Annotated in this window: 26 protein-coding genes; 20 read left to right on the top strand and 6 right to left on the bottom strand. The window is 63.2% G+C overall.

What is annotated here, in order from left to right; genetic code table 11:
* The first annotated feature begins 68 nt into the window (after nucleotides 1–68).
* Entirely contained in the window at nucleotides 69–1,472 is a 1,404-nt protein-coding gene (locus ACX80C_RS06725; protein ID WP_459325575.1) for a M16 family metallopeptidase, read from the top strand.
* A gap of 9 nt (nucleotides 1,473–1,481) precedes the next feature.
* Here ACX80C_RS06725 and ACX80C_RS06720 read toward each other — a convergent pair whose 3' ends face one another.
* A complete protein-coding gene (locus tag ACX80C_RS06720; protein ID WP_459325573.1) occupies nucleotides 1,482–1,733 on the bottom strand; it encodes a MoaD/ThiS family protein in 252 nt (83 codons plus the stop codon).
* A gap of 1 nt (nucleotide 1,734) precedes the next feature.
* The gene (gene moaA / locus ACX80C_RS06715) at nucleotides 1,735–2,805 is read right to left on the bottom strand and encodes a GTP 3',8-cyclase MoaA (protein WP_459325572.1); all 1,071 of its coding nucleotides are present in this window, start codon (nucleotides 2,803–2,805) and stop codon (nucleotides 1,735–1,737) included.
* 142 nt (nucleotides 2,806–2,947) lie between these two features.
* On the opposite strand from moaA, the gene ACX80C_RS06710 reads away from it, so the two are divergent.
* Genes ACX80C_RS06710 through ACX80C_RS06685 form a run of 6 tightly spaced genes read left to right on the top strand, consistent with a single transcriptional unit; the run spans nucleotide 2,948 to nucleotide 6,906 of the window.
* Entirely contained in the window at nucleotides 2,948–4,264 is a 1,317-nt protein-coding gene (locus ACX80C_RS06710) for a molybdopterin molybdotransferase MoeA (protein ID WP_459325570.1), read from the top strand.
* Nucleotides 4,261–4,740: a cyclic pyranopterin monophosphate synthase MoaC gene (moaC, locus tag ACX80C_RS06705; RefSeq protein WP_459325569.1), complete on the top strand. Its 480-nt coding sequence runs from the start codon at nucleotides 4,261–4,263 to the stop codon at nucleotides 4,738–4,740. The genes ACX80C_RS06710 and moaC overlap by 4 nt, the downstream gene beginning before the upstream one ends.
* Nucleotides 4,737–5,219, top strand: a complete 483-nt coding sequence (locus tag ACX80C_RS06700) for a MogA/MoaB family molybdenum cofactor biosynthesis protein (protein WP_459325568.1) — start codon at nucleotides 4,737–4,739, stop codon at nucleotides 5,217–5,219. The genes moaC and ACX80C_RS06700 overlap by 4 nt, the downstream gene beginning before the upstream one ends.
* Nucleotides 5,209–5,640 (top strand): molybdenum cofactor biosynthesis protein MoaE, encoded by a 432-nt coding sequence (locus ACX80C_RS06695; protein ID WP_459325567.1) that lies wholly within the window; start codon nucleotides 5,209–5,211, stop codon nucleotides 5,638–5,640. Before ACX80C_RS06700 ends, ACX80C_RS06695 begins: the two co-directional genes overlap by 11 nt.
* Before the next feature lie 34 nt (nucleotides 5,641–5,674).
* A complete protein-coding gene (gene dapB, locus ACX80C_RS06690) occupies nucleotides 5,675–6,433 on the top strand; it encodes a 4-hydroxy-tetrahydrodipicolinate reductase (RefSeq protein WP_459325566.1) in 759 nt (252 codons plus the stop codon).
* Nucleotides 6,434–6,441: 8 nt separating this feature from the next.
* Nucleotides 6,442–6,906 (top strand): hypothetical protein, encoded by a 465-nt coding sequence (locus ACX80C_RS06685; RefSeq protein WP_459325564.1) that lies wholly within the window; start codon nucleotides 6,442–6,444, stop codon nucleotides 6,904–6,906.
* Here ACX80C_RS06685 and ACX80C_RS06680 read toward each other — a convergent pair.
* On the bottom strand, nucleotides 6,903–8,084 hold the full coding sequence (locus ACX80C_RS06680; RefSeq protein WP_459325563.1) for a heparan-alpha-glucosaminide N-acetyltransferase domain-containing protein: 1,182 nt from the start codon (nucleotides 8,082–8,084) through the stop codon (nucleotides 6,903–6,905). The two genes, ACX80C_RS06685 and ACX80C_RS06680, sit on opposite strands and share 4 nt — an antisense overlap.
* Before the next feature lie 43 nt (nucleotides 8,085–8,127).
* Here ACX80C_RS06680 and dapA point away from each other — a divergent pair, with 43 nt between their 5' ends.
* The 6 genes from dapA to ACX80C_RS06650 all read left to right on the top strand — a co-directional run bounded on the left by dapA (nucleotide 8,128) and on the right by ACX80C_RS06650 (nucleotide 15,269).
* The gene (dapA, locus tag ACX80C_RS06675; protein WP_459325561.1) at nucleotides 8,128–9,033 is read left to right on the top strand and encodes a 4-hydroxy-tetrahydrodipicolinate synthase; all 906 of its coding nucleotides are present in this window, start codon (nucleotides 8,128–8,130) and stop codon (nucleotides 9,031–9,033) included.
* 37 nt (nucleotides 9,034–9,070) lie between these two features.
* Nucleotides 9,071–10,762, top strand: a complete 1,692-nt coding sequence (locus ACX80C_RS06670) for a ribonuclease J (protein ID WP_459325560.1) — start codon at nucleotides 9,071–9,073, stop codon at nucleotides 10,760–10,762.
* Nucleotides 10,763–10,814: 52 nt separating this feature from the next.
* A complete protein-coding gene (locus ACX80C_RS06665; protein ID WP_459325559.1) occupies nucleotides 10,815–13,622 on the top strand; it encodes an FtsK/SpoIIIE family DNA translocase in 2,808 nt (935 codons plus the stop codon).
* A gap of 9 nt (nucleotides 13,623–13,631) precedes the next feature.
* On the top strand, nucleotides 13,632–14,222 hold the full coding sequence (gene pgsA, locus ACX80C_RS06660) for a CDP-diacylglycerol--glycerol-3-phosphate 3-phosphatidyltransferase (RefSeq protein ID WP_459325558.1): 591 nt from the start codon (nucleotides 13,632–13,634) through the stop codon (nucleotides 14,220–14,222).
* A gap of 35 nt (nucleotides 14,223–14,257) precedes the next feature.
* A complete protein-coding gene (locus tag ACX80C_RS06655) occupies nucleotides 14,258–14,734 on the top strand; it encodes a CinA family protein (protein ID WP_459325557.1) in 477 nt (158 codons plus the stop codon).
* A gap of 94 nt (nucleotides 14,735–14,828) precedes the next feature.
* Complete coding sequence (locus ACX80C_RS06650; RefSeq protein ID WP_167992200.1) at nucleotides 14,829–15,269, top strand: helix-turn-helix domain-containing protein; 441 nt, start codon at nucleotides 14,829–14,831, stop codon at nucleotides 15,267–15,269.
* A 102-nt stretch (nucleotides 15,270–15,371) separates the two neighbouring features.
* Here ACX80C_RS06650 and ACX80C_RS06645 read toward each other — a convergent pair whose 3' ends face one another.
* Complete coding sequence (locus tag ACX80C_RS06645) at nucleotides 15,372–15,845, bottom strand: MarR family winged helix-turn-helix transcriptional regulator (protein ID WP_459325556.1); 474 nt, start codon at nucleotides 15,843–15,845, stop codon at nucleotides 15,372–15,374.
* Nucleotides 15,846–15,887: 42 nt separating this feature from the next.
* Here ACX80C_RS06645 and ACX80C_RS06640 point away from each other — a divergent pair, with 42 nt between their 5' ends.
* Nucleotides 15,888–16,106: a DUF3046 domain-containing protein gene (locus ACX80C_RS06640; RefSeq protein WP_459325554.1), complete on the top strand. Its 219-nt coding sequence runs from the start codon at nucleotides 15,888–15,890 to the stop codon at nucleotides 16,104–16,106.
* Between the two features lie 226 nt (nucleotides 16,107–16,332).
* Nucleotides 16,333–17,394 carry a recombinase RecA gene (gene recA, locus ACX80C_RS06635; RefSeq protein ID WP_167995870.1) on the top strand — a complete coding sequence of 354 codons (1,062 nt, stop codon included), beginning with the start codon at nucleotides 16,333–16,335 and terminating at the stop codon, nucleotides 17,392–17,394.
* Here the strand turns inward: recA and ACX80C_RS06630 are convergent.
* Nucleotides 17,391–17,642, bottom strand: coding sequence for a hypothetical protein (locus ACX80C_RS06630; protein ID WP_459325898.1), 252 nt, complete (start codon nucleotides 17,640–17,642; stop codon nucleotides 17,391–17,393). The two genes, recA and ACX80C_RS06630, sit on opposite strands and share 4 nt — an antisense overlap.
* On the opposite strand from ACX80C_RS06630, the gene ACX80C_RS06625 reads away from it, so the two are divergent.
* The 5 genes from ACX80C_RS06625 to dapF all read left to right on the top strand — a co-directional run bounded on the left by ACX80C_RS06625 (nucleotide 17,580) and on the right by dapF (nucleotide 22,949).
* The gene (locus tag ACX80C_RS06625; RefSeq protein WP_459325553.1) at nucleotides 17,580–18,008 is read left to right on the top strand and encodes a regulatory protein RecX; all 429 of its coding nucleotides are present in this window, start codon (nucleotides 17,580–17,582) and stop codon (nucleotides 18,006–18,008) included. The genes ACX80C_RS06630 and ACX80C_RS06625 overlap by 63 nt on opposite strands.
* A gap of 157 nt (nucleotides 18,009–18,165) precedes the next feature.
* Nucleotides 18,166–19,470 (top strand): aggregation-promoting factor C-terminal-like domain-containing protein, encoded by a 1,305-nt coding sequence (locus ACX80C_RS06620; RefSeq protein ID WP_459325552.1) that lies wholly within the window; start codon nucleotides 18,166–18,168, stop codon nucleotides 19,468–19,470.
* A 71-nt stretch (nucleotides 19,471–19,541) separates the two neighbouring features.
* Nucleotides 19,542–21,071: a tRNA (N6-isopentenyl adenosine(37)-C2)-methylthiotransferase MiaB gene (miaB, locus tag ACX80C_RS06615; RefSeq protein ID WP_459325550.1), complete on the top strand. Its 1,530-nt coding sequence runs from the start codon at nucleotides 19,542–19,544 to the stop codon at nucleotides 21,069–21,071.
* The gene (miaA, locus tag ACX80C_RS06610; RefSeq protein ID WP_459325549.1) at nucleotides 21,068–22,003 is read left to right on the top strand and encodes a tRNA (adenosine(37)-N6)-dimethylallyltransferase MiaA; all 936 of its coding nucleotides are present in this window, start codon (nucleotides 21,068–21,070) and stop codon (nucleotides 22,001–22,003) included. The genes miaB and miaA overlap by 4 nt, the downstream gene beginning before the upstream one ends.
* Before the next feature lie 4 nt (nucleotides 22,004–22,007).
* The gene (gene dapF / locus ACX80C_RS06605; RefSeq protein ID WP_459325547.1) at nucleotides 22,008–22,949 is read left to right on the top strand and encodes a diaminopimelate epimerase; all 942 of its coding nucleotides are present in this window, start codon (nucleotides 22,008–22,010) and stop codon (nucleotides 22,947–22,949) included.
* Here the strand turns inward: dapF and ACX80C_RS06600 are convergent.
* The gene (locus tag ACX80C_RS06600; protein WP_459325546.1) at nucleotides 22,946–23,563 is read right to left on the bottom strand and encodes a class I SAM-dependent methyltransferase; all 618 of its coding nucleotides are present in this window, start codon (nucleotides 23,561–23,563) and stop codon (nucleotides 22,946–22,948) included. The genes dapF and ACX80C_RS06600 overlap by 4 nt on opposite strands.
* Between the last annotated feature and the right edge of the window lie 37 nt (nucleotides 23,564–23,600).

The raw sequence follows: 23,600 nt of genomic DNA, 5'->3' as shown, positions 1-23,600 counted from the left end.
AACAAACCCAGCGGCTCCGCGGCGAATTGACGTTCGCCGTGGAGCCGCTGGCATTAAGGAGAAACAACATGACTGAAACTGGACGCAACGTCCCCGTGGAATTGCCGCTAACGCAGGGAAGTTCTCCAGACGCAGCGATGCTTGTGGCAGGGACGCCGGGCGGCGCCCTTGTCCGTCGCTCCGTACTGCCGGGTGGGGTGCGGGTACTCACCGAGGCCATGCCGGGTCAGCGTTCCGCCGCCATCGGTTTTTGGGTCGGGGTGGGGTCCCGGGACGAGGCCGAGGGCCAGCATGGTTCGACGCACTTCCTTGAGCATCTGCTGTTCAAGGGCACCAAACGACGCAGTGCGCTGGATATCGCCGCCGCCTTCGACGAGGTGGGCGGGGAGTCCAACGCAGCAACTGCGAAGGAGAACACCTGCTACTACGCGCGGGTGCTCGATACGGACCTCCCAATGGCCATCGATGTCATCGCGGACATGGTAACTTCCGCTGTGATTGACCCCGATGAGCTCGAACAGGAGCGCTCGGTCATTCTCGAGGAAATCGCCATGGACAGCGACGACCCAGCCGACGTCGCGCACGAGAAGTTCGTTGAGGCAGTGTTCGGATCTCATTCTCTGGGACGCCCGATCGGCGGAACACCCGAAGCGATCATGGCGGTACCAAGGGAATCCGTCCTGGACCATTACCGACGGTTCTATCGCCCTGAAGAGTTGGTAGTAACGGCTGCAGGCGGGCTGGATCACGATTCCGTCTGCGCCCTTGTGAGCGGGGCATTGGAGCGTTCGGGCTGGCCACTTGCCGCGGATGCTACGCCGGTAGCGCGCCGTGCAACTGCCCCTGCAGCACTGGCCGGAACCGGCGGCCTGCAGGTTATTCGCCGCGCAGTGGAGCAGGCCAATGTCCTGATGGGCTGTCCCTCCATGACTGCAACGGACGACCGGCGGTTCGTGATGAGCGTCCTGAACGCCGTGTTGGGCGGCGGTATGTCTTCAAGGCTGTTTCAGGAGATCCGCGAGAAGCGTGGTTTGGTGTATTCGACCTACTCCTTCTCTGCTTCCTATGCAGATGCGGGCTACTTCGCCATGTACGCGGGGTGCAGCCCTGCCAAGACCGGACAGGTGATCGGATTGTTGGCGGCCGAGCTTGAGCGACTGGCATCGGAAGGCATCAGTCCCGCCGAGCTGCGCAGGGCGGTCGGCCAGCTCTCAGGCGGTATGGTGCTTTCGCTGGAGGACAGCGGTTCGAGGATGTCCCGGCTGGGACGGGCCGAGCTGGTCAGCGGAGAGTTCCTCGGACTCGACCTGACTCTCGAGCGGGTGAACGCCGTGACAGCGAAGCAGATTCAGTCGCTCGCCGGCGAGCTGGCCGCGGCTCCACGCACAATCACGGTTGTGGGTCCTTTCGACGGTGACGCCGAGTTGGGCCCGCAAGCCGGCTGGTGGGGTGCGGACCGACCTAACTTCTGACCGAACTGACTAGCCCCCGGCGAATGGCGGGAGGACATCAAGTACGTCCTCTCCGCCGATCACCGTTGCGCGGTCCCGCAGCGAAACCTCGTTGAGTAGGAAGCTGCTGCGTCCGAGGACCCGGCTCATCGAGGGCTCGCCATCGGGATGGAGATCCCGTATTTCGTCGAGCACCGCGGCGAACGGCACGCCCTCCAGTTCCAGGCGCTCTTCAGCGACACCCGCGGCCGCCTGGGCCGCTCCGAAGTACCGAACCAGCAACTCAGCCGCCGATCGCGCTCATGCTGCGGTCGGGCTGCACAAAGTCCGCAGCACCCAAACCCGTATGGTCCATTCCGTGCGCTTTGGGCTTTGCCCACATCGCTTCCTGCCAGCGCAGGGCGACGGCTTCGTCGTCGGCCCCGGACCGCAGGAGGTCCCGCAGATCCGTCTCCTCGCGGGAGAACAGGCAGCTCATGATCTTGCCCTCAGCCGTGACACGCGTGCGCCGGCAGTCCGCACAGAACGGTTCAGTCACAGACGCGATGATTCCTACCACACCGACGACGACGTCGGGCGCGCTCGATCTGCGCACTTCCCACCGTTCGGCGGGCGCTCCGTCACGATTGCGGGGGTCCGGGGTCAGCGTGAAAGTTGTCGAGAGGAGTTCCCTGATCTCGCCCGCCGTGATCATGCCCTCGCGGGTCCACCCATGGTCCGCATCCAGCGGCATCTGTTCGATGAAGCGGAGTTCGAACCCGCGGGAGACGGCCCACTCCAGAAGATCCGGTGCCTCGTGGTCGTTTATGCCGCGCATCAGGACGGCGTTGATTTTCACCAACCCGAGCCCGACCGCGTCGGCAGCCTCGATTCCGCGCAGCACCCGGTCCAGGAACGGGCGTCGGGTGAGCTGAGCGAATGTATCCGGATGCAGCGAATCCATGGAGACATTGATCCTCGTAAGACCGGCATCCTTCAGGCGCTGTGCCTTCTTATCAAGCCCCAGACCGTTTGTTGTCAGGGAGATGGGAAGCTCCGGATGCTCGTCGCGGATGTCCGCGATGATGTCGATCAGATCCGCCCTTACCAGCGGCTCTCCGCCGGTCAGTCTCAACTCGCGGATGCCCAGCCGGGACACGCCGATGCCGACGAGCCGAACGATCTCCGCGCGTGTGAGCACCTGGTTCTTCTGCAGCCAGTCGAGTCCTTCGGCCGGCATGCAGTAAGTGCAGCGCAGATTACATTTGTCCGTCAGCGAAAGGCGCATGTCCGTTGCCCGACGGCCATAGGAGTCAATCAGCCCGCCGTCAGGGGTCGGACCGCCTACCTGAGGTATTCCAAGTCGGATTCCCATAGTTCGAGGTTACGCCCTTTGCCCGTGTGCCTCTATCCGGGTTACCTCGTTGCGTAGTGATGGAACGGGTCCGCCTACGCGCCATTAGGGTGATACTCGACAAAGGACACGTTTGTCCGAGCAGGCTGATAAGCAGGGTGCCATGACAAGAACAGTTGAAGAACACCAGCAGGCAGTGCTGGGGCTGCTGCGTTACAGCAGCGGTTTCGCGGACCGCCCGGCAGACACCCTGCCGCTCGCCGCCGCGCGCGGCAGGGTGCTGGGGGAGGATGTCCACGCGCCCGTCAGTCTGCCGCCGTTCGATAACTCGCAGATGGACGGCTACGCCGTCCACGGCGCGGATCTGGCGCGCGGGAACGGTGGCCTCCACCTCACGGTGGCAAGCCCTGTCCCGGCCGGAGCGGTGCCTGAGCCTTTGAAACCGGGTTCCGCCGCACCCATCATGACCGGTGCCATGATCCCGGAGGGAGCTGCCGCCGTCGTACCCATCGAGCGGGCAGAACCCTCGCAGTTCCCCACACCCGCGCAGTACCGCGGGCAGCACGAGCTCACCGTGGAACTTCCGCTGGTGGAGGAGGGACTGTTCATACGCGGCGAGGGCAGCGACCTCGAAGCGGGAAGTGTTGCTCTTCCGGCAGGAACAGTCCTGGGACCGGCGCAGCTGGGTCTGCTTGCTGCATGCGGGCTGTCTGAGGTTCGTGTTCGTCCCAAATTCCTCGTTCTGCTCCTGACCACCGGAGACGAGGTACAGGAACCGGGTGGCCAATTGGCGCCGGGACGGATATTCGACGCCAACACCACGCTGCTGCAGACCGCGCTCGAAGAGGCGGGAGGATCGGTCCGGCGCCACAGTGTCCTGACCGATGATCCGGATGAGCTTCGGAGTGCGTTGAAATCAGTCGGCGGAGAGGTCAACCTGATCCTGAGCACCGGGGGAATCAGCAAGGGTGCCTATGAAGTGGTGAAGCAGGCGCTGGAGGACAGCAGCGTGGAGTTCCTGTCAGTGGCGATGCAGCCGGGCGGTCCACAGGCGATCGGCACGATTGACGGTGTTCCTTTCCTCGGATTCCCAGGAAACCCCGTGAGCGCGCTCGTTTCCTTCGAGATGTTCCTGCGACCCGCCCTCGCTGTAGTTGCGGGGATACCGGGAAACCGCGTCTGCCTTACCGCCAGACTGGCCGAGGACATCCAGTCCCCGGAAAACAAGCATCAGGTCCGCCGCGGGATCTACATCGACCGCTCCGGGCAGGGCGAGGGCATCGGCACGGCTACAGTGCAGGGCGGTGCGGGCTCCCATCTGCTCCATGCTCTGGCATCATCAAACGCGCTCCTTCATTTTCCCGTCGGAACAGGGGCACTGGAGGCTGGTACGCCTGTTGCCGTCTGGCTTCTGGATGAACTGCGCGGCGGGGTCCAGCCGACACATCCCAGCAACCCCAACCGGGAGGCCTATCCATGACCGATCCCTCAGCCGGGCTCACGCACGTCCGCGAGGACGGCACCGCGCACATGGTCGATGTTTCCGCCAAGAATGCCACGGCCCGCGAAGCAACAGCGGAGAGCATCCTCCGCACCACGTCCGAAGTGATCGCGTTGATCACCGAGGGCAGTCTCCCCAAGGGCGATGCACTTGCAGTGGCACGGGTGGCCGGCATCATGGCGGCCAAGCAGACGTCCACGCTGATCCCGCTGTGCCATCCCCTGCCGATCAGCAAGGTCACCGTCGACTTCGAAGCGGAGAAGGACGCCGTCGTCGTGCGCGCGACGGTGAAGACAACTGCGGTGACCGGCGTCGAAATGGAGGCGCTGACTTCCGTATCGATCGCTGCGCTGGCCCTTTATGACATGGTCAAGGCCGTGGACAAGCACGCCGTCATCACCGATACACGCGTGCTGGCGAAATCCGGGGGCAAGAGCGGAGACTGGACCGTATGATTCCGCAGCGCACGGCAGCAATTGTCATCGCCTCCACGCGTGCCGCCGCCGGTGTCTACGAGGATGAATGTGCACCGCTGATCCAGCGGTGGTTGGCGGACCGTGGCTTCCCGGTGCAGCGTGCCCTCGTAGTGCCCGACGGCGATGCGGTGGGAGAGGCGATCGCGCGATGTCTTGAAGATAATCCCTCCGTTCTCCTGACCAGTGGCGGCACTGGTCTGAGCCCGGATGACGTCACGCCGGAACAGACCGAACCGTTCCTGACGCGCCCGCTGCCCGGAATCATGGAGGCTGTACGCCGCGCGGGCTCCTCGGTGACGCCTATGGCAGCGCTCAGCCGCGGACACGCGGGCGCAGCCGGCACCACCTTCGTCATCAACCTACCCGGATCACCCGGCGGCGTTCGGGACGGGCTGGCAGTCCTTGAGCCCATCCTTGACCACATCTGCGCCCAACTGGAGGGAAACCATGAGCACTAGTACCGTCCTGCACTCGGGCGTGTCGGAGGAACCGCTCGATCTCAACCATGCGCTCGCCGTCGTCGGGTCCGCCGACTGCGGCGCCGTAGTTGGGTTCGGGGGAGTGGTGCGAAATCACGACGGCGGGCGGGAGGTGGACCGGCTGGGTTACAGCGCGCACCCGTCGGCGGGCCGGGTGATCTCGGACATCGCCGGAGAAATCGCACAGAAGTATGACGGCATCCGGATCTGGGTGGCGCACCGAACCGGCCCGCTTCGAATCGGGGACCCCGCGCTTGTCGCTGCCGTCGCTTCCGGCCACCGCGGCGAGGCCTTCGCTGCATGCACCGAACTCGTGGACACGGTCAAGGCGAGGGCACCGATCTGGAAGGAGCAATTCTTCACGGACGGCACGGTGGAGTGGGTGGGCGTCGACGGCTGAGAATGCGACTGCCTGAACCGATAGCCTTGAGTACATGACACAACTGACGCCGGTAGCTGTCCTTGGCGCGTCCGGCCGCATGGGTTCCGAGGCCGTCAAGGCCATCAGGAACTCTCCGGACCTCACCTTGGTGGCCGCCCTCGGACGCCAGGACCCTCTGGAGGATCTGATAGTCGCCGGCGCCGAGGTGGTGGTGGACCTCACCGTTCCGGAAAGCACTGAGCGAAACGTCGCCTTCGCCGTAGAGCATGGGCTCCACTGCGTAGTAGGAACCACAGGCTGGGATGAAAAGCGGATAGCAGGCCTGCGGACGCTGCTGGGCGCTCATCATGGTGTCGGGGTGCTGATCGCGCCAAACTTCGCGCTCGGTTCGGTGCTCGCCACAGCTTTCGCCGCCCGCGCCGCCCGCTATTTCGAGTCGGTCGAACTGATCGAACTGCACCACCCCGACAAGGTGGACGCACCATCCGGCACAGCCGAACGTACCGCAGCCCTCATCGCTGAGGCCCGCCGGGATGCCCGGATGCCCGGCAGCCCGGACGCGACTCAATCCGCACGGGACGGAGCCAGGGGCTGCGACGTCGACGGCATTCGCGTGCATTCGGTCCGCCTGCGCGGCCTGGTGGCGCACCAGGAGGTCCTGTTCGGAGGGGTTGGAGAGCAACTGACCATCCGGCACGACTCCTTCCACCGGGAATCCTTCATGCCGGGGGTGCTGCTCGGCATCCGCCGGGTCGGTTCGCATCCAGGCCTCACCGTCGGGCTCGACGGCTATCTCGACCTGCAGGCGTGAGGCAGTTCGTGCTCTTTTTGAAGAAACATCGCGTCAAAATAGGAGTGGCGTTCGTCACCCTCCTGCTTGTGTTCTGGTTGATCGTCGCGCTTCAGCGCAGCGTCATTCTCCTCACTGACCCGGATCCGGTGGCGAAGGCGCTCGGCGCCGCATACCTGTTGCTTCCACTGATCGGGGCATGGGCGCTGGTTCGCGAGCTGGCCTTTGGGGCCCAAACGGAGGCCATGGCACGCGCGCTTGACGCTGAAGGCGGGCTTCCCGTCGACGACCTTCCGCGCACGCCCGCCGGCCGGATTGTTCGTGAGGCAGCCGACGCGCAGTTCCCGGACTACCAGGCAGCGGTCGAAGCGAGACCTGAGGACTGGCGTGTGTGGTTCCGCCTCTCCTGCGCGTACGACGCCGCCGGAGACCGCTCCCGCGCCCGCCGCACTATGCGCCACGCGGCAAAATTACACCGGAGCAAACTCACCTAGCGTTTTCGGGCAGAGCCGGGAGACCGGGCAACGTCGCTCGCTCCTGCGACGATGAACTCAAGCGGTCCCCGCGCACGGAGTTTCCGCAGGACCAGTCCTAGTGCGATAAAAGCGGCGGCCTGCGCCCAGTACACGGGTGCCGGGTCAAGGGCGGGCTGCTGCTGGTCCACGATGCTCATGATCCAGATGTGCAGTGAGTACAGGGTGAGTGTCATCGCCCCGGGTGCGGAAAGCGGCAGTAGCAGCCAGTCAAGACGGCGCGTCACCAGCAGGCACAGCCCGACGACGGCCGCTGCCGTGCCGGCGGTGTGGGCGAGATCCAGCGGCGTGCCGGAGTGCGGAGCACTGACCGCGAGCCACCACCAGGTGCCGCTCTGGTCTACGCCGGTAAGGCTCACACTGAGCATGGCTTCGATGTTGTACCGGCGGCCGTCCGGTGTCTGGAGCAGGACAGCAAGACCGCCGAGCGGACCGAGCAGGAACGCACTCGTGATCTTCGCTGTGATCGCCAGTCCGATCCCGCCCGCAATGAGGCCAACCTGAATGCGGAACGCGCGGAGGTCCAGGCGGCCGATAACCATCCCGAGAAGCAGGTAGCTCAGCCACTGCAGCGCCGGATAGTAGCCCGTCACCAGGACGTCGGAGAGCAGCGTGACCGGCTCCGCGAAATGTTCCAGGGCAGGGTTGCCGTCCACGTCCGGCGGGCTGACATTGTCCTGGAGCCAGGGCCTCAGTAAGAACGCGGCGACCGGCGACAACAGCGTCCAGCCCGCCGCCGACCAGGCCAGCCGCCGGAAGGACATCGAAACAAATGGGAGGGCCAGCAGAAACAGCACTCCGTAGTGGAAGAGAATGACCGCGATATTGGTCTCCAGGCCGCCGAGCATGAGCCCAACCATCGCGATAACGACGGCGCGCGCCGCGATACCGCGCCTGTCCCGGGTGAGCGCGGTGCCCTGGTGCGGCCGGTTACCCCCGGTCAGCAGCGCGAGTCCGATGCCGGCCACGACGGCGAACAGGGCGGAAGAACGTCCTGAGAACGTTGCGCCTATCCACGATGCGGAGGAAGTTCCCTCGACGTACAGCGGAAACACATGCGTGGACATCATGCCGAAAAGGGCGATTCCCCTAGCCGCGTCGATACCGCTCAGTCGGCCGGAGGTTTGCGTGATGGCCATGATGGAATGTTCTCACGTGCGCTGCAAAGGGTAAGTTTGACCCATGGCTGACTCCGATATTCGTTCGCTTCCTTTCGGCTCCCTCGTAACTGCGATGGTCACCCTCTTCACCCCGGACGGAGCGGTGGACCTGGACGCAACGGCCGCACTCGCGGTGCGCCTGGTCGACAACGGATGTGACGGCCTGGTGGTGTCAGGAACCACGGGTGAGACCTCAACCCTGGAGGACCAGGAAAAGGAAGACCTGTTCCGAGTGGTAGCCGAGGCGGTCAGCGGACGTGCCAAGGTCATCGCTGGTACAGGCACCAACCACACCTCCCATTCAGTCGAGATGGCCGAGCGCGCCCGGCGTGCCGGCGTGGACGCCCAATTGGTGGTTACGCCGTACTACAACAAGCCCACCCAGGCGGGAGTGCTGGCGCATTTTGATGCGGTGGCGGCGGCAACGGACCTACCGATCATGATCTATGACATCCCCGGCCGGGCCGGGATCCCGATCAGCACCGAAACCATGATCCGGCTCGCTGACAATCCGAAGATCCTGGCCCTCAAGGACGCCAAGGCTGACTACGCAGCCGTGACGCGGGTGTTGGCGAATACTGCGCTGGACGTTTACGCAGGTGATGACGGGCTGACGCTTCCGTGGATGGCGGCGGGGGCCGTCGGCGTCGTAAGCGTAAGCGCGCATGTGGCGACTGCGCAGTTCCGCGCGCTCGTCGACGCGGCTGCGGCTGGCGACTTCGGCACTGCCCGCAAAATTCATTTCGAACTGGACCCGGTTGTCAGGGCAGTTATGACCCACGTCCCCGGCGCGGTGTCGGCCAAGCAAATCCTGCGCATGCAGGGCGTGCTGTCCAATGCGGTGGTGAGGCTGCCGCTTGTGGAGCCCACCGCCGTCGAAATGGAACCCGTGCTCACCGACCTCGCTGAAGCCGGCTGGGAATTTTGAGGTCAGTCGTAGTCGGCAACATCCGAAAGGTTGAAGTATGACCGAATCCGCAGGTACCGCACTCATCGCCCCACCACCGCTCTCCGAGGGAACCTTGCGGATTGTCCCGCTCGGCGGACTCGGGGAAATCGGCCGCAACATGGCCGTCTTCGAAATCGGTGGAAAGCTGCTGATTGTGGACTGCGGCGTTCTGTTTCCTGAGGAAACCCAGCCGGGCGTCGACCTGATCCTGCCGGACTTCTCCTACATCGAGGACCGGCTGGATGACGTGGTAGGCGTTGTCCTCACCCACGGCCACGAGGATCATATAGGCGCGGTCCCATACCTTCTGCGGCTCAAGAACGACATCCCGCTGATCGGTTCGCAGCTGACGCTTGCGCTGATCGAAGCCAAGCTCCAGGAACACCGGATCCGGCCTTTCACCCTTACCGTGGCCGAGGGACAGGTGGAGCAGTTCGGCCCCTTCGAATGCGAGTTCGTCGCTGTCAACCACTCCATTCCCGACGCACTGGCCGTCTTCATCCGCACTGCTGCCGGCACAGTTTTGCACACCGGCGACTTCAAGATGGACCAGTTACCCCTCGATGGCCGTATCACCGATCTCCGCGCATTCTCCCGGTTGGGTGAAGAGGGAGTCGATCTGTTCATGGTCGATTCAACCAACGCTGACGTCCCGGGGTTCACAACCGCTGAGCGCGAAATCGGCCCTGAACTTGATCGGCTCTTCGGACAGGTGCGGAAGCGGGTCATTGTGGCGTCCTTCTCATCCCATGTGCACCGGGTTCAGCAGGTTTTGGACGCGGCAGAATCCCACGGGCGTTTTGTGTGCTTCGCCGGCCGTTCCATGGTCCGCAACATGTCGATCGCTGCCAAACTGGGTTACCTGCGGGTGCCGGAAGGCATCCTCGTGGACGTGAAGAACGTTGACAACCTGCCGGATGACAGGGTTGTCCTCATGTCCACAGGATCCCAGGGAGAACCTATGGCCGCGCTATCCCGCATGGCAAACGGCGATCACCCAATCAGGGTGGGTAAGGGAGATACCGTCATCCTCGCCTCGTCCCTGATCCCGGGCAACGAGAACGCCGTGTTCCGCGTCATCAATGGTCTGCTCAAACTGGGGGCGGATGTCATCCATAAGGGCAACGCACGTGTTCATGTGTCAGGCCATGCGGCGGCGGGGGAGCTGCTCTACTGCTACAACATCCTCAAGCCGCGCAACGTCATGCCTGTCCATGGGGAGACAAGGCACCTGATAGCCAACGGCAAGCTCGCCATCCAGACGGGCATCCCGAGCGAAAACGTCCTGCAGACGGACGACGGATCTGTTGTGGACCTGTTGGACGGGGTCGCGCGGGTAGTCGGGGCGGTGGAATGCGGATATGTCTATGTGGACGGCTCGAGTATCGGCGAGATCACCGATGCGGACCTCAAGGACCGCCGCATCCTCGGCGAAGAAGGCTTCATCTCGATCATCACGGTTGTTAACCGGAGCACCGGCAAGGTTGTCTCCGGGCCGGATATCCATGCCCGCGGGTTTGCAGAAGATGACTCCGTCTTCGATGACATCAAACCGAGGATAAATTCCGCGCTCGAGGAAGCCGTCATGAGCAACAAGGACCACACCACCTACCAGTTGCAGCAGGTCGTCAGGCGCGTCGTCGGAACGTGGGTCAACCGGCGCCACAGACGTCGTCCCATGATCATTCCTGTGGTGCTGGAGGCCTGAGCGGGCGCGCAAATCCACGGAACCGGGGGTGGGGTCCGGTAGCGTAGCCAGTATGGCGACTCGTACTTCCCCCACAGCGCCGCGAGGTTCTAAACCGCGAGGTTCACAACAGTCGCGCACCCGTAACACTCCGACGGGCGGCCGCGGAACTTCGAGCCGAGGCGCCACAAAGGCACAGCCGGTGCAGGATGAGCGTCCCGCGCTGCCGTTGCGCGCCGTACGCGGAATGTGGATGGGCATGGCCCACCTTGTTGCCGGCGGGATCCGCAAATTCGGGCACGACGTACAGCCGCAGAAGGATCTGCGTCGAGACGGAACCGGATTCTTTCTGTTCCTGTGCGCAGCGGCCGTCGCGACCGTTGAATGGTGGGCTCTCAGCGGCCCCGTCGCGGACGCTGTGCATGCCGTAGCAGGCGGATCCCTGGGCTGGATGGCATTGCTGCTGCCCAACATGCTGCTGATCGGTGCAGTGCGGCTCTTCCGTCACCCGGAGAGCCCGCGAGCGAACAACCGCGTCGGCATTGGCCTGACCGTGATGGCGTTCGCCGGAGCGGGCATTGGGCATCTGGTGGGTGGGCAACCTGAGCTGTCCGCAGGACTTGATCCCTTGTGGCAGGCCGGGGGAGTGATCGGTTACCTCGTCGCGGGTCCGGCCACCGCCATCCTCCCGGTGTGGCCAGTCGCCGTCGTTCTTAGTTTCCTGCTCTTCGTCAGTGTCCTGATCGTCACAGCGACACCGTTCCGCCACATTCCAGAGCGGCTGCGGGCGCTGTACGAGCACCTGATGGGACAGGATCTCTCCGACCGCGAGCAGGCAGAGCAAGACGAACACGACCAAAGCTACCTCTCCGACCGCGAGCGTGCGGCGCGTGAGAAGCCGAAGAGGAAATCCCGCTTCTTCGGAGGTAGGAAGAACACCGTGCAGGACGAGGAACCTGACGGTTTCGTGGGGGACGAGGCCTTTGAGCGGGCTGTGCTCGACGACGACGACGCCTCTGCCGCCGCCCCTGCTGCTCCTCCGGCGATTCCACCCGGTGTGCGCCGCCCCACCCAGCAGGAACTCACCACGCAGAAGATCAAGCAAAACCAGGGCATTGGGGGCGCCGAGCCGGAGACCGAGGCCATGGCGGTGTTGCCGGCAGCGGCCAACACCGCGCCCGTCCCGTCCAACCCGGTGCAGCCGCAGGCGCCGCTCACTCCCATTCCGCAGCGCACCGAGCAGCTGTCCCTTGCCGGGGACGTTACGTACACGCTACCGCCGTCGGATTACCTGCCTGCGGGCAGTCCGCCGAAGGAGCGCTCTGAAGCTAATGACGCCGTCGTCGCCGCGCTGACGCACACGCTTGAGCAGTTCAATGTCGATGCGAAAGTGACCGGGTTCTCCCGGGGTCCCACGGTTACCCGTTATGAGATCGAGCTTGCTTCGGGCACAAAGGTGGAACGGGTCACCGCTCTCTCCAAGAACATTTCCTACGCCGTCGCCAGCTCGGATGTGCGGATTCTTTCCCCCATTCCCGGCAAGTCCGCGATCGGCATCGAGATCCCCAACACAGACCGCGAGACCGTTTCCCTCGGCGACGTTCTGCGGTCAGGCAACGCGCGCAAAACGGACCATCCCATGGTGATGGGCGTCGGGAAGGATGTCGAGGGCGGCTTCGTCGTCGCGAACCTCGCCAAGATGCCCCACCTCCTGGTTGCAGGTGCAACGGGAGCAGGAAAATCTTCGTTCGTGAATTCGATGATCACGTCCATCCTTATGAGGTCCACGCCTGATGAGGTTCGCATGATCATGGTGGACCCCAAGCGGGTGGAACTTACAGCCTACGAAGGCGTGCCCCACCTCATCACGCCCATCATCACGAACCCGAAGAAAGCTGCCGAAGCACTGCAGTGGGTTGTACGTGAGATGGACACCCGGTATGACGATCTCGCGAACTACGGCTACAAGCACATTGACGACTTCAACAAGGCCGTACGCAACGGCAAGGTTGTTCCGCCCCCGGATTCCAAGCGGGTCGTGCGGCCATACCCGTACCTGCTGGTGATCGTAGACGAGCTGGCGGACCTGATGATGGTGGCCCCGCGCGACGTCGAGGATTCGATCGTCCGGATCACGCAGCTTGCCCGCGCGGCCGGTATCCACCTTGTGCTGGCTACACAGCGTCCATCCGTTGACGTGGTCACCGGACTGATCAAAGCCAACGTACCGTCGCGGATGGCGTTCGCTACCTCGTCCGTCACGGATTCCCGCGTGGTCCTGGACCAGCCGGGAGCCGAGAAGCTCATCGGCCAGGGTGACGCTCTCTTCCTCCCGATGGGTGCGTCGAAGCCGATGCGTGTCCAGGGCGCCTGGGTCACTGAGTCCGAAATCCATCGTGTGGTGGAACACGTCAAGGAACAGTTGAAGGCCGTCTATCGGGACGACGTTGCCGTTGAGGCGCCCAAGAAGCAGATCGACGACGACATCGGCGACGACCTGGAGGTACTGCTGCAGGCCACGGAGCTGGTTGTGACTACGCAGTTCGGATCCACTTCCATGCTCCAGAGAAAGCTGCGGGTTGGCTTCGCCAAGGCCGGACGCCTGATGGACCTCCTGGAATCCAGGGGAGTTGTCGGCCCTTCGGAGGGGTCCAAGGCCCGTGACGTGCTGGTGAAGCCTGACGACCTCGCTCCGGTGCTCGCAGCAATGCGTGGTGATGAACCGCCGGCGCCCGCCGCTGCATCGAGCCCGCCTGCTGGACAGGGGACGCCGGACCTGGTTGCAGAGGATCTGGATTCCCGCCCCCAGGCAGTTGACTATAACGACGACGTCGAGGATGAAGACGGGTCCGAAGACGCCTGGGGACTGACCGGCAGGTAGCCTTGTCGCGTGAGCAATTCAGACGCTGCACCGGTCCCGGTCCTCAACGTAGCGAACATCCTTACTGTCGTGCGCATTGTCCTGGTGCCCTTCTTTGTCTGGTTCCTCCTCGTCGACGCAGGTGAAGGCGGACTGTTTCGATGGCTGGCGGTTGTGACGTTCGCTGTAGCCATTTACACGGATAAACTCGATGGTGACCTGGCGCGCAGCCGCGGGCTCATCACTAACTTCGGGAAGATCGCCGACCCGATCGCTGACAAGCTCCTCATCGGCTCGGCTCTCGTCCTGCTGTCGGTGCTCGGTGAGCTCTGGTGGTGGGTAACGGTCGTTATCCTGGTTCGTGAACTCGGCATCACACTGCTGCGATTCGCAGTTATCCGGTACGGCGTCATGCCTGCCTCACGCGGCGGGAAGCTAAAAACCGTGATTCAGACGCTTGCAATCTTCCTGTATCTGATACAGGCCGCGCTCGGTGAATGGGCATGGTGGCCGGCCGTCTTGGTGATGATGGTCGCTGTGCTGGTCACGGTCGTGACCGGCGCCGACTACGTTCTGCAGGCCATTCGTCTCCGCCGAAGCGCGCAGAGAATGGGCTCTTGATACCGGTGGGCGATGGAAAAACCGCGCATAGCGCAGTGGACCTTGCCCGCAGACTCGGATTCACCCTCGCAACCGCGGAGTCGCTTACCGCCGGGATGGTTTCGGCCCTGCTCGCAACAGTTCCTGGCGCATCAACCGTACTGCGAGGTGGGATCGTCTCCTACCATCGTGATCTGAAGGAGACCCTGCTCGGAGTTGATCCTGACCTTCTTGACTGCGTAGGCGCCGTCGATCCGCAGGTGGCGACACAAATGGCCGAGGGCGCCCGGAAGATCTGCGGTGCCGACGTCGGTATTGCTACAACGGGAGTCGCCGGGCCCGAGCCGCACGAGGGCAAAAGCGTTGGTACGGTCTTCATTGCCCTCGCCATTCCGGGTGGGTCAGTGGTGCGTGCGTTCAGCTTTACCGGTAATCGCAGCCAAATCCGCGAAGCTTCCTGTGAGGCGGCTCTGAATACGCTGTATGAAACCCTCACAGCGAGCGCCGCAGGAACAAACGTAGTACCGCAATAGTTATCAATACTGTCAGCCGCTCGCAGTGGCGACCGGCTAGGCTTAAAAGCAGAAGGCTGCTCCTGCAGCCAGAAGAAGGAGTTGGGCGATACACATGGTTAAGCAACCCGTATCCGTAAACGGTGTGGTCCGTTGGCGCGATGTGGGGTTGGCAGAAGATCCGCAACGTAAGCCGAAGGAGCGCAAGATGGTCGTACTACGCCACGAAATCGGAGACGTCCTGCGTGACGTGCGCCAGCGCCAGGGCCGCACCCTCCGGGAGGTGTCGCACAGCGCACGAGTGTCTCTGGGATACCTCAGTGAGGTGGAACGAGGCCAGAAAGAAGCCTCCTCGGAACTGCTTTCCTCAATCTGCACCGCGTTGGACGTGCCCCTTTCCCTGATGCTCCGCGAGGTGAGTGACCGCCTGGCAGAGGCCGAGGGAGTTGCGGTACCCGACACGGTTCCGCAGGAATTTGCACAGGAGTTCGGCGGCGATATCCCTGAGGGGTTCAAGGACGGGTTCAGCCGTGACCTCGCGGCAAGCAAAAGCTAACCGCGTTCTATCGCCTGTATAACATGCAAAGGGCCCGCTAATGCGGGCCCTTTGCATGTCAGGATACTTATTCGCCTCGATCTTCCGACGGAGTACGGGCTTTCACCAGTTGTCCTTGGTGTAGGTCTCGTTGAGCTGGGCTATGAGATTGCCGAGGGTTGTTACATCCCCAAGACTCCAGTCTTCCATCAGGTGATGGAAGGCCTCTTTTCGGGCCGACTGCGCAGTGGAAAGCTGACGGGAGCCGTCTTCCGTGAGACTGATGGATTGGGCGCGGCCATCGAGCGGATCGGCAGTCTTCTCCACCAAACCAAGTTGTTCCAGCATGGCGATTTGCCGGCTGACTGACGGTTTTCCTACGCCGATGCTCGCTGCGAGGTCAGTCAGGCGCATGGAACCCTCCCGCTGTAGGATGACGAGCAGCCCGTAGGCGGCTGGCTCCATGTCTGGATGCACGCGCCGAGCTACCTTGTAGGAGTTGGACCGCGCACGCCTCCAAAGCATGCTGAGCTGTTGTTCCAATGCCTGAATGGCAGCATCAACGGAGGCATCGGGTTCATGGCGGTCTGCAGTCATGCGTTTCATTCTATGGTTTATGTACGAAAGGGCTGATTTGGCATGCGTATCAGTGATTTCTGGCGTTTGATGGATGATGAGTTCGGGCCCGCCTATTCGCGTACGCTCGCGTCCACATTGCACCTGGCGGAGTTGAAAGACCGTACACCCGAGGACGCCTTGCGTGCAGGTATTGACCCCAGGACCGTGTGGCTGTCAGTGTGCGCAATGCAGGAAGTTCCCGAGCACCGCCGGCTAGGGCGCGATGTGAAGCCCCGGTGACCCTGCGTTTATGCCGAACACGCCGATTGATTCAATCGAATATGTGTTCGGTTCAAGGATATGCTTGAGTCAGCAGAAACCGAGTGCACTTGTTCTCCACAATCACGCAAAATGCTGCGAGATGTCCACATGCGCCGAGATGCTCGGCAAATTGTCGGAGGCGTTCACTACGGTCAAGAGGAACATAAAACGGGCCCTGGAGGCCATGAGAAAGCCGAGGTAGATGATGGCCGCACCAGCGGATCGAGAAAAGGCTCTTGAAGCAGCTCTTGCCCAGATTGATAAGCAGTACGGCAAGGGTTCCGTGATGCGACTGGGGGATGAGACCCGTGCACCGATAGAAACAATTTCCACCAGCTCCATTGCACTGGATGCTGCCCTCGGTATAGGAGGCCTTCCCCGGGGGCGGGTTGTGGAAATTTACGGTCCTGAATCCTCCGGTAAAACCACAGTGGCGCTTCATGCCGTGGCCAATGCGCAGCGTAACGGCGGCATAGCCGCGTTCATCGACGCTGAGCATGCTCTGGACCCGGAGTACGCCAAAAGGCTGGGTGTCGACACTGACGCGTTGCTTGTGTCCCAACCGGACACCGGAGAACAGGCTCTGGAGATCATGGACATGCTCGTGGGCTCGGGATCCATTGACATTGTGGTCATCGACTCCGTGGCAGCGCTTGTTCCCCGTGCCGAGATTGAAGGCGAGATGGGGGACAGCCACGTCGGGTTGCAGGCGCGGCTGATGAGCCAGGCGCTGCGTAAGATCACTGGGCGGCTGAGCCAGACCAAGACCACGGCTATCTTCATCAACCAGTTGCGCGAGAAGATCGGTGTCTTCTTTGGCAGCCCGGAAACCACCACGGGCGGTAAGGCACTGAAGTTCTACGCTTCGGTGCGAATTGACGTGCGCCGGATCGAAACCCTGAAGGAAGGCACCAATCCCGTTGGCAACCGGACCCGCGCCAAAATCGTAAAGAACAAGATGGCGCCGCCCTTCAAGCAGGCTGAATTCGACATCCTGTATGGCCACGGAATTTCCCGCGAGGGCGGTCTGATTGATGTCGGCGTTGAGAACGGCCTTGTAAAGAAGTCTGGAGCCTGGTTCACCTATGACGGAGATCAGCTGGGACAGGGTAAGGAGAACGCCCGCAAGTTCCTGATGGATAACCCCGACCTCGCTGACGAGCTGGAGCAGCGCATTCGGGAGAAGCTTGGCGTTGGTGGTGCTGTGGAAGCTGAACCCGCGCCGGACGGCCCCAAGCTGAAGGCTGTAGGCGGCGAAGGTCGCTAGCAGGCAAAGTGGTCGGTGAGGAGGAAGTTATCTGGGGCGCCGCGGTAGAACGCGGCGCCCGCTCTGGCCGAACTAGTCAGCGACGTGGGTCGCAGCGATCCCGGCCGCGTGCCGCTGACGCCGACGCGAAGCGCGACGAAGATCCGTACGAAGTCGCGAGGTCCATCGTCCTCAGGCAGCTCTCGATGGCGCCCCGGAGTCGCCATCAACTGTTCGGCAAGCTCGCGGAGCGTGGCGTGTCCGAACACATTGCGGTGGAGATCCTCGACCGTTACGAGGAAGTGCAGCTGATTGATGACGCTGAATTTGCGAGGATGTGGGTGCGAAGCAGGGCACAAACACGCTCGCTTGCCCGAGGCGCACTCAAGCGTGAGTTGACGGAGAAGGGCATTGCCGGCGACATTGTCGAAGATGCTCTCGCGCAGCGGACGGATGAGGATGAGCTGGCTGCTGCTGAGGAACTCGTGCGCAGGAAATTACGTCCGCTAGCGGATCCTGGCGACCGCGCCGGCCGCGACAAGCAGGTGCGTCGGCTTGTCGGCATGCTGGCCCGCAAGGGATATCCACCCGGGATCGCTTTCTCTATCGTGAAGCGCGTGATGGCAGAAGGCTGAACGCGGGCACTGCTGACCTTTCCGCAGACCTAGCAGTTCACAGTGCGGCGCTGTAGTGTAAACCTTCGTGTTGAAGTTGAGCTTGAATCTGTTGCGGTGTGTCGCGTCGGCGGCGATCTTGGTGATGTTCCTGGGGTCGGTCTGGATGCCTTCTGCTGTGGCTGCATCCGATGACACTTTTCCCACCTGGGACCAGGTACGGGCCGCGAAGGGCGATGAAGCCGCTGTCCGCGAACAAACCGCGACGCTCGATGAGCTCATGGGCACGCTACGGTCAGAAGCCGGTGCACAAGGCGACGCAGCGGTTGATGCTGCCGCACGTTTTTCGCAGGCGAGGGCTGCTCGCGAGGCTGGTGAGCGTGCTTTGCAGACTTTGGATGAGCGTCTCCAACGGGCTGAGGCCGAATCTGCAGCGCTGTTGCAGGAAGTGGCGGCTGCCGCTGCCGCTTACTACAAGACGGGTCAACCGGTCGACGGGCCGCTGCTCGTTCTGGCCAATCCCGGGCGCGTGCTCGACGTGCTTGACGGCATGCGAACGTTGCAGGTCGTCGGAGAGCACCGCTCCGTTTCATATTGGGAGGCCGAGGAAGCCGTACAGGCGGCAGAGGCCCTTCGCGCGCAGGTTGAGGTGGCCACCGTAGAGCGCGAGAGGCTCGCGGCGGAAGCTGCATCACAACGTCAAACGGCTGAGCAGAAGGCTGTCTTGGCTAATGAGGCCGTGCAACAGTACGAGCAGCGGGCGAGCCAACTGCTTCAGCAGTTAGCTGAGTTGAAAGACACAACAGTTGCCCTGGAAGCTGAACGTCAGCAGGGTCTCGCGGCAGAGGCTGCCTATGCAGAACAGCAGCGCCTCGCCCAACTCGCAGCGCAGCAGGCATCCTCGCGTGCATCAGCCGAGAGTCAACCCGTTACTGTGGTGAACCCGCTGCCGCCGGTGTCCGGTCCGCTTCCGGAGCGCCCTGAGGGTGTGCCCGGCCCGCCGGTCAACAACACTCCCTCGGAACCGGTACCCCCTCAACCCCCCACACCGATTCCGCAACCAACCGATCCACCTGTTGTCCAGGTCCCGGCACCGCCGCCAAGTAGCTCGCCCACTGAACCCCCTGCGCCGGAACCACCGCCCGCACCGGAACCGCCGCCGATCGTCGTAGTGGATGACCCCGCGGGCGCCCAGGCCTACGCGGCCGGCCGGGTTGCGGCATACGGGTGGGCATCGGACGAGTTCACTTGCCTGGTGAACCTGTGGAATCGGGAATCGGGCTGGCGGACAAGCGCAGACAATCCCTACAGCGACGCCTACGGGATTCCGCAGGCGCTACCCGGAAGCAAAATGGCCAGCGCTGGGCAGGACTGGCGTACCAGCTACCGCACGCAGATTGAATGGGGGCTCGGCTATATCGCCCAGCGATACGGGACGCCCTGCGCTGCGTGGGACCATTCCGAACGGAACAACTGGTACTGAGTCCGATGAAGTCCGCGTGTCCAGATCGGCCTCCGGTTGGGCACAGGGGTACAGGGCCGTACCCTTAACTGGTGAGTTTCACCCCGCTAACCGCAACAGTCCAACCGGACGAGCAGACGCATGCACCGCAACGCACCTACGAGGTGCGCACTTTCGGTTGCCAGATGAACGTGCATGACTCCGAGCGCATCGCGGGGCTCCTGGAGGACGCCGGATACGCCGACGCCGCAGGAGGCCAGGCCGACGTCGTTGTTTTCAATACGTGCGCGGTGCGCGAAAACGCAGACAACAAGCTGTACGGCAACCTGGGTATGCTGGCGTCGGTCAAGGACGCCCGCCCCGGGATGCAGATAGCCGTCGGCGGGTGTCTGGCGCAGAAGGACCGCGAGACTATTCTCCGCAAGGCACCGTGGGTGGACGCTGTTTTCGGTACCCACAACATCGGCGCACTTCCCGCCCTGTTGGATCGGGCACGCCACAATGACGAGGCACAGCTTGAGATCCTCGAATCTCTCGACGTTTTTCCTTCCACTCTGCCCACCAAACGCGACTCGGTGTACTCCGGCTGGGTATCGATCTCAGTGGGGTGCAACAACACGTGTACCTTCTGCATCGTCCCGTCTTTGCGCGGCAAGGAAAAGGACCGGCGGCCCGGAGAGATCCTGGCTGAAATCGAAGCACTTGTAGCGGACGGCGCGATCGAAGTTACGCTGCTGGGCCAGAACGTGAATTCCTACGGGGTCGAGTTCGGCGACCGCGGCGCTTTTGCCAAGCTGCTGCGTGCCTGTGGAGATATCGAAGGGCTGGAACGCGTCCGCTTCACGAGCCCCCATCCGGCAGCCTTCACCGATGACGTCATCGACGCTATGGCTGAAACGCCCAACGTCGCTCCGCAATTGCACATGCCGCTGCAATCGGGTTCGGACCGGGTTCTGAAGGCGATGCGCCGGTCCTATCGCTCGGAGAAGTTCCTTGGAATTCTGGACCGAGTACGTGCGCGGATGCCGCATGCGTCCATTTCCACGGATATCATCGTCGGCTTCCCCGGTGAGACAGAGGAGGATTTCCAGGAAACCCTTCGCGTCGTCGAGCAATCACGCTTCGCCACCGCTTTCACGTTCCAGTACTCGAAGCGCCCGGGTACGCCCGCCGCTGACCTCCCGGATCAACTGCCGAAGGCCGTGGTCCAGGAGAGGTATGAACGGTTGACCGCGCTGCAGGACCGGATCTCCGGGGAAGAGAACGCGGCCCAGATCGGGCGGCAGGTGGAAGTGCTGGTCACTGCCCAACAGGGCCGCAAGGCACATGAAACTCATCGGTTGAGTGGGAGGGCGCGGGATCAGCGCCTGGTGCACTTCTCGGTGCCCGAAGGTGCGGAGCAGCCGCGTCCCGGTGACCTCGTTACCGTTCCGGTCACACAGGCTGCGCCCTTCCACTTGATCGCTGACCCCCAAGCGGCGGACTACGTGTTGAGGCGATCCCGTGCGGGCGATGCGTGGGATCGCGCACAGGCAGACAGTTGCGGAGCGCTTGCACCGGGAAGCGGCACGGGAGTTTCGCTGGGTATGCCGTCGTTGCCGTTACGCACAGCTTCCACGTGACCGAAGGCGCAGCTGTGTGGACATTACCGCCCCTGATCGCCGTTGTCGGGCCGACTGGGTCCGGTAAGTCGGACCTGGGCGTTGCGCTGGCACAGGCCCTGCAGGGCGAGATCATCAATGCCGATGCCATGCAGTTTTATCAGGGCATGGATATCGGCACCGCCAAACTGCCGCTCGAGGATAGGCAGGGCGTACCGCATCACCTGCTCGACATACTCGACATCCGGGAGGAAGCGAGCGTAGCGAAGTATCAGCGTCAGAGCAGGAAGCTGATAGGGGAGATCCGGTCCCGCGGGAACGTGCCGATTCTCGTTGGCGGATCGGGGCTGTACGTCCGGGCTGCCCTCGACGAGCTGGAGTTTCCGCCGACTGACGCAGCGGTGCGGTCCCGTCTCGAGATGGAGAAGTCTGAGGACGGCCTAGGCGCGCTCAGGCAGCGCCTCGCGCAGGTGGACCCAACCTCGGAGGCACGCCTGCACGATGAACGCCGTGTCATCCGCGCCCTGGAAGTTCATGAGCTGACTGGAAGACCCTTCAGCTCATACATGCCTAGCCGCATCTACCATCAACCGGCCCTCCAGTTGGGCCTACGGGTGGACCGCGAGATAATCCGTGCCCGCCTGGCCACGCGGGTTCACGCAATGGTCGAGAGTGGGCTCCTGGACGAGGTGCGTGCCCTCGATCACAGAGGACTGCGTGAAGGACGAACCGCTTCCCGTGCACTCGGCTACACCCAGTTCCTCCGCGTGCTCGACGGCGAATGGTCGGCTGCGGAGGCAGTCGAGGACACCATTGGGGCGACCCGCCGCTTTGCCCGCAGGCAGCTCACCTGGTTCAGGGCGGACGAGCGTGTGCAGTGGCTCGACTGGCAGGATGCGGCGCTTCACGAACGTGCACTGGAAGTTCTCCGGCAAACTCTCCGCCTATCCTAGAAGGGTGAGCACACAACCCGACGCAGCACTGGCTGCCAGCACGCCACTGTCCGGCCTGTCCTTCAGCAAGGGTCATGGAACAGGAAATGACTTCCTTCTGCTGGCTGACCCGGATGGTTCCATCGAGCTCGGCGTGGAAGAAGTCGCCGCGGCATGCGACCGTCACCGTGGCTTAGGGGCAGACGGGCTGATCCGGGCGGTGCCGTCGTCGTTGGTTCCCGAAGGTCGTGCCCTGCTCCAGAACAACCCGGAAGCCGAGTGGTTCATGGATTACCGCAACGGTGACGGGTCCGTGTCGGAGATGTGCGGCAACGGCGTCCGCGTTTTCGTGCACTTCCTCATTGATCGCGGGTTGCTTTCCCTGGACGAGGGGGCGGCCGCTGCTGTCGGAACCCGCGGCGGTATTAAGGTGATCGAACGCTCGCCCGACGGTTATTCAGTGGACATGGGCCCCTGGGAGTTCATTCATCCCGAGAAGGCTGCCGCGCGGGCGATGGACGCCCTCGTGGAAGCAGATGGTCTCGAAGTTCCCCGGCCCGGTCTCTCCATCAGCATGGGCAACCCGCACACGGTAGTGGCGTTGGCGGAAATGGCGGAACTGGACGCCACGAGCCTCAGCGCTGCGCCGCGGGTGGACCCGGTTCCACCGAACGGCACCAATGTCGAATTCGTCGTTCCGCACGATCCGCTGGTTCATGACGGCATCGGCCAGGTCACCATGCGCGTTCACGAGCGCGGTGTGGGCGAGACACTTTCCTGTGGCACGGGAGCATGCGCGGCAGCGGTGGCCACGAGATACTGGGCAGGAGCGGATGCCCCTGACCATTGGGCAGTCTCTGTCCCAGGGGGGCAGGTAGGGGTGCAATTCCACGTCGGCCCGGATGGCCGGGAACACGTACACCTGAGTGGTCCGGCGGTTCTCATCGCCAGCGGGACGTTTGCCTAGAGTCGCGAGTCGCGCCTGATTACGCGCAGGATTCGGAAGGATTTCGAGGTAGCCGCGCGGTCGACGTCGTACCCTTCACCCAATTCGGCGGCAAGCCAGCGCTGCAGCGAGTCGGCCCCCAGGTTTTTCTGTACGACCAGCCATGCGGTGCCGCCTGGCGCGAGGCGCGGCAGCCAGGTCAGCAGCAATCCGTGCAACGCCTCCTTGCCTATTCGGATCGGTGGGTTTGACCAGATTGTGTCGAAGATCTGGTCGGCGGCAACATCGTCGGGCACAGCGGCGCTGAGATTGTCCAGTCCCAGGCGGGAAGCGTTCTCGCGGACAAGGTCGAGTGCGCGCTCGTTCACATCGACGGCAACCACGCGCGCTTTGGGTTCCTGCAGCGCCATGGTCAGCGCGAGCGGACCCCAGCCGCAGCCGATATCCAGGAGAGTTTGTCCTTCCGGCGGCGACACCTCGGCGAGGAGGATCGACGTCCCCTTGTCCACGCCGTCGGGACTGAAGATCCCCCCTGCAGTCACCAGTTCGCGCAGGCGGCCGTCGAGGACCACCCGTAGGGGCCGTCGCTGCTCCGGCCCGGCGGGTGTCGCGCTGAAGTAGTGCTGCGATTCCATAGTGCTCCAGCGTAGTCGGCCTACCGCACGGCTTCTT

This window comes from Arthrobacter tecti, assembly GCF_054511355.1.
This window is presented reverse-complemented; position numbering and strand designations above follow the sequence as displayed.

Coding starts and splice junctions, on each gene's coding strand:
- ACX80C_RS06725 (WP_459325575.1), top strand. CDS start 69: ATGACTGAAACTGGACGCAACGTCCCCGTGGAATTGCCGCTAACGCAG.
- moaA (WP_459325572.1), bottom strand. CDS start 2,805: ATGGGAATCCGACTTGGAATACCTCAGGTAGGCGGTCCGACCCCTGAC.
- ACX80C_RS06710 (WP_459325570.1), top strand. CDS start 2,948: ATGACAAGAACAGTTGAAGAACACCAGCAGGCAGTGCTGGGGCTGCTG.
- moaC (WP_459325569.1), top strand. CDS start 4,261: ATGACCGATCCCTCAGCCGGGCTCACGCACGTCCGCGAGGACGGCACC.
- ACX80C_RS06700 (WP_459325568.1), top strand. CDS start 4,737: ATGATTCCGCAGCGCACGGCAGCAATTGTCATCGCCTCCACGCGTGCC.
- ACX80C_RS06695 (WP_459325567.1), top strand. CDS start 5,209: ATGAGCACTAGTACCGTCCTGCACTCGGGCGTGTCGGAGGAACCGCTC.
- dapB (WP_459325566.1), top strand. CDS start 5,675: ATGACACAACTGACGCCGGTAGCTGTCCTTGGCGCGTCCGGCCGCATG.
- ACX80C_RS06680 (WP_459325563.1), bottom strand. CDS start 8,084: ATGGCCATCACGCAAACCTCCGGCCGACTGAGCGGTATCGACGCGGCT.
- dapA (WP_459325561.1), top strand. CDS start 8,128: ATGGCTGACTCCGATATTCGTTCGCTTCCTTTCGGCTCCCTCGTAACT.
- ACX80C_RS06670 (WP_459325560.1), top strand. CDS start 9,071: ATGACCGAATCCGCAGGTACCGCACTCATCGCCCCACCACCGCTCTCC.
- ACX80C_RS06665 (WP_459325559.1), top strand. CDS start 10,815: ATGGCGACTCGTACTTCCCCCACAGCGCCGCGAGGTTCTAAACCGCGA.
- ACX80C_RS06650 (WP_167992200.1), top strand. CDS start 14,829: ATGGTTAAGCAACCCGTATCCGTAAACGGTGTGGTCCGTTGGCGCGAT.
- ACX80C_RS06645 (WP_459325556.1), bottom strand. CDS start 15,845: ATGACTGCAGACCGCCATGAACCCGATGCCTCCGTTGATGCTGCCATT.
- ACX80C_RS06640 (WP_459325554.1), top strand. CDS start 15,888: ATGCGTATCAGTGATTTCTGGCGTTTGATGGATGATGAGTTCGGGCCC.
- recA (WP_167995870.1), top strand. CDS start 16,333: ATGGCCGCACCAGCGGATCGAGAAAAGGCTCTTGAAGCAGCTCTTGCC.
- ACX80C_RS06625 (WP_459325553.1), top strand. CDS start 17,580: ATGGCGCCCCGGAGTCGCCATCAACTGTTCGGCAAGCTCGCGGAGCGT.
- ACX80C_RS06600 (WP_459325546.1), bottom strand. CDS start 23,563: ATGGAATCGCAGCACTACTTCAGCGCGACACCCGCCGGGCCGGAGCAG.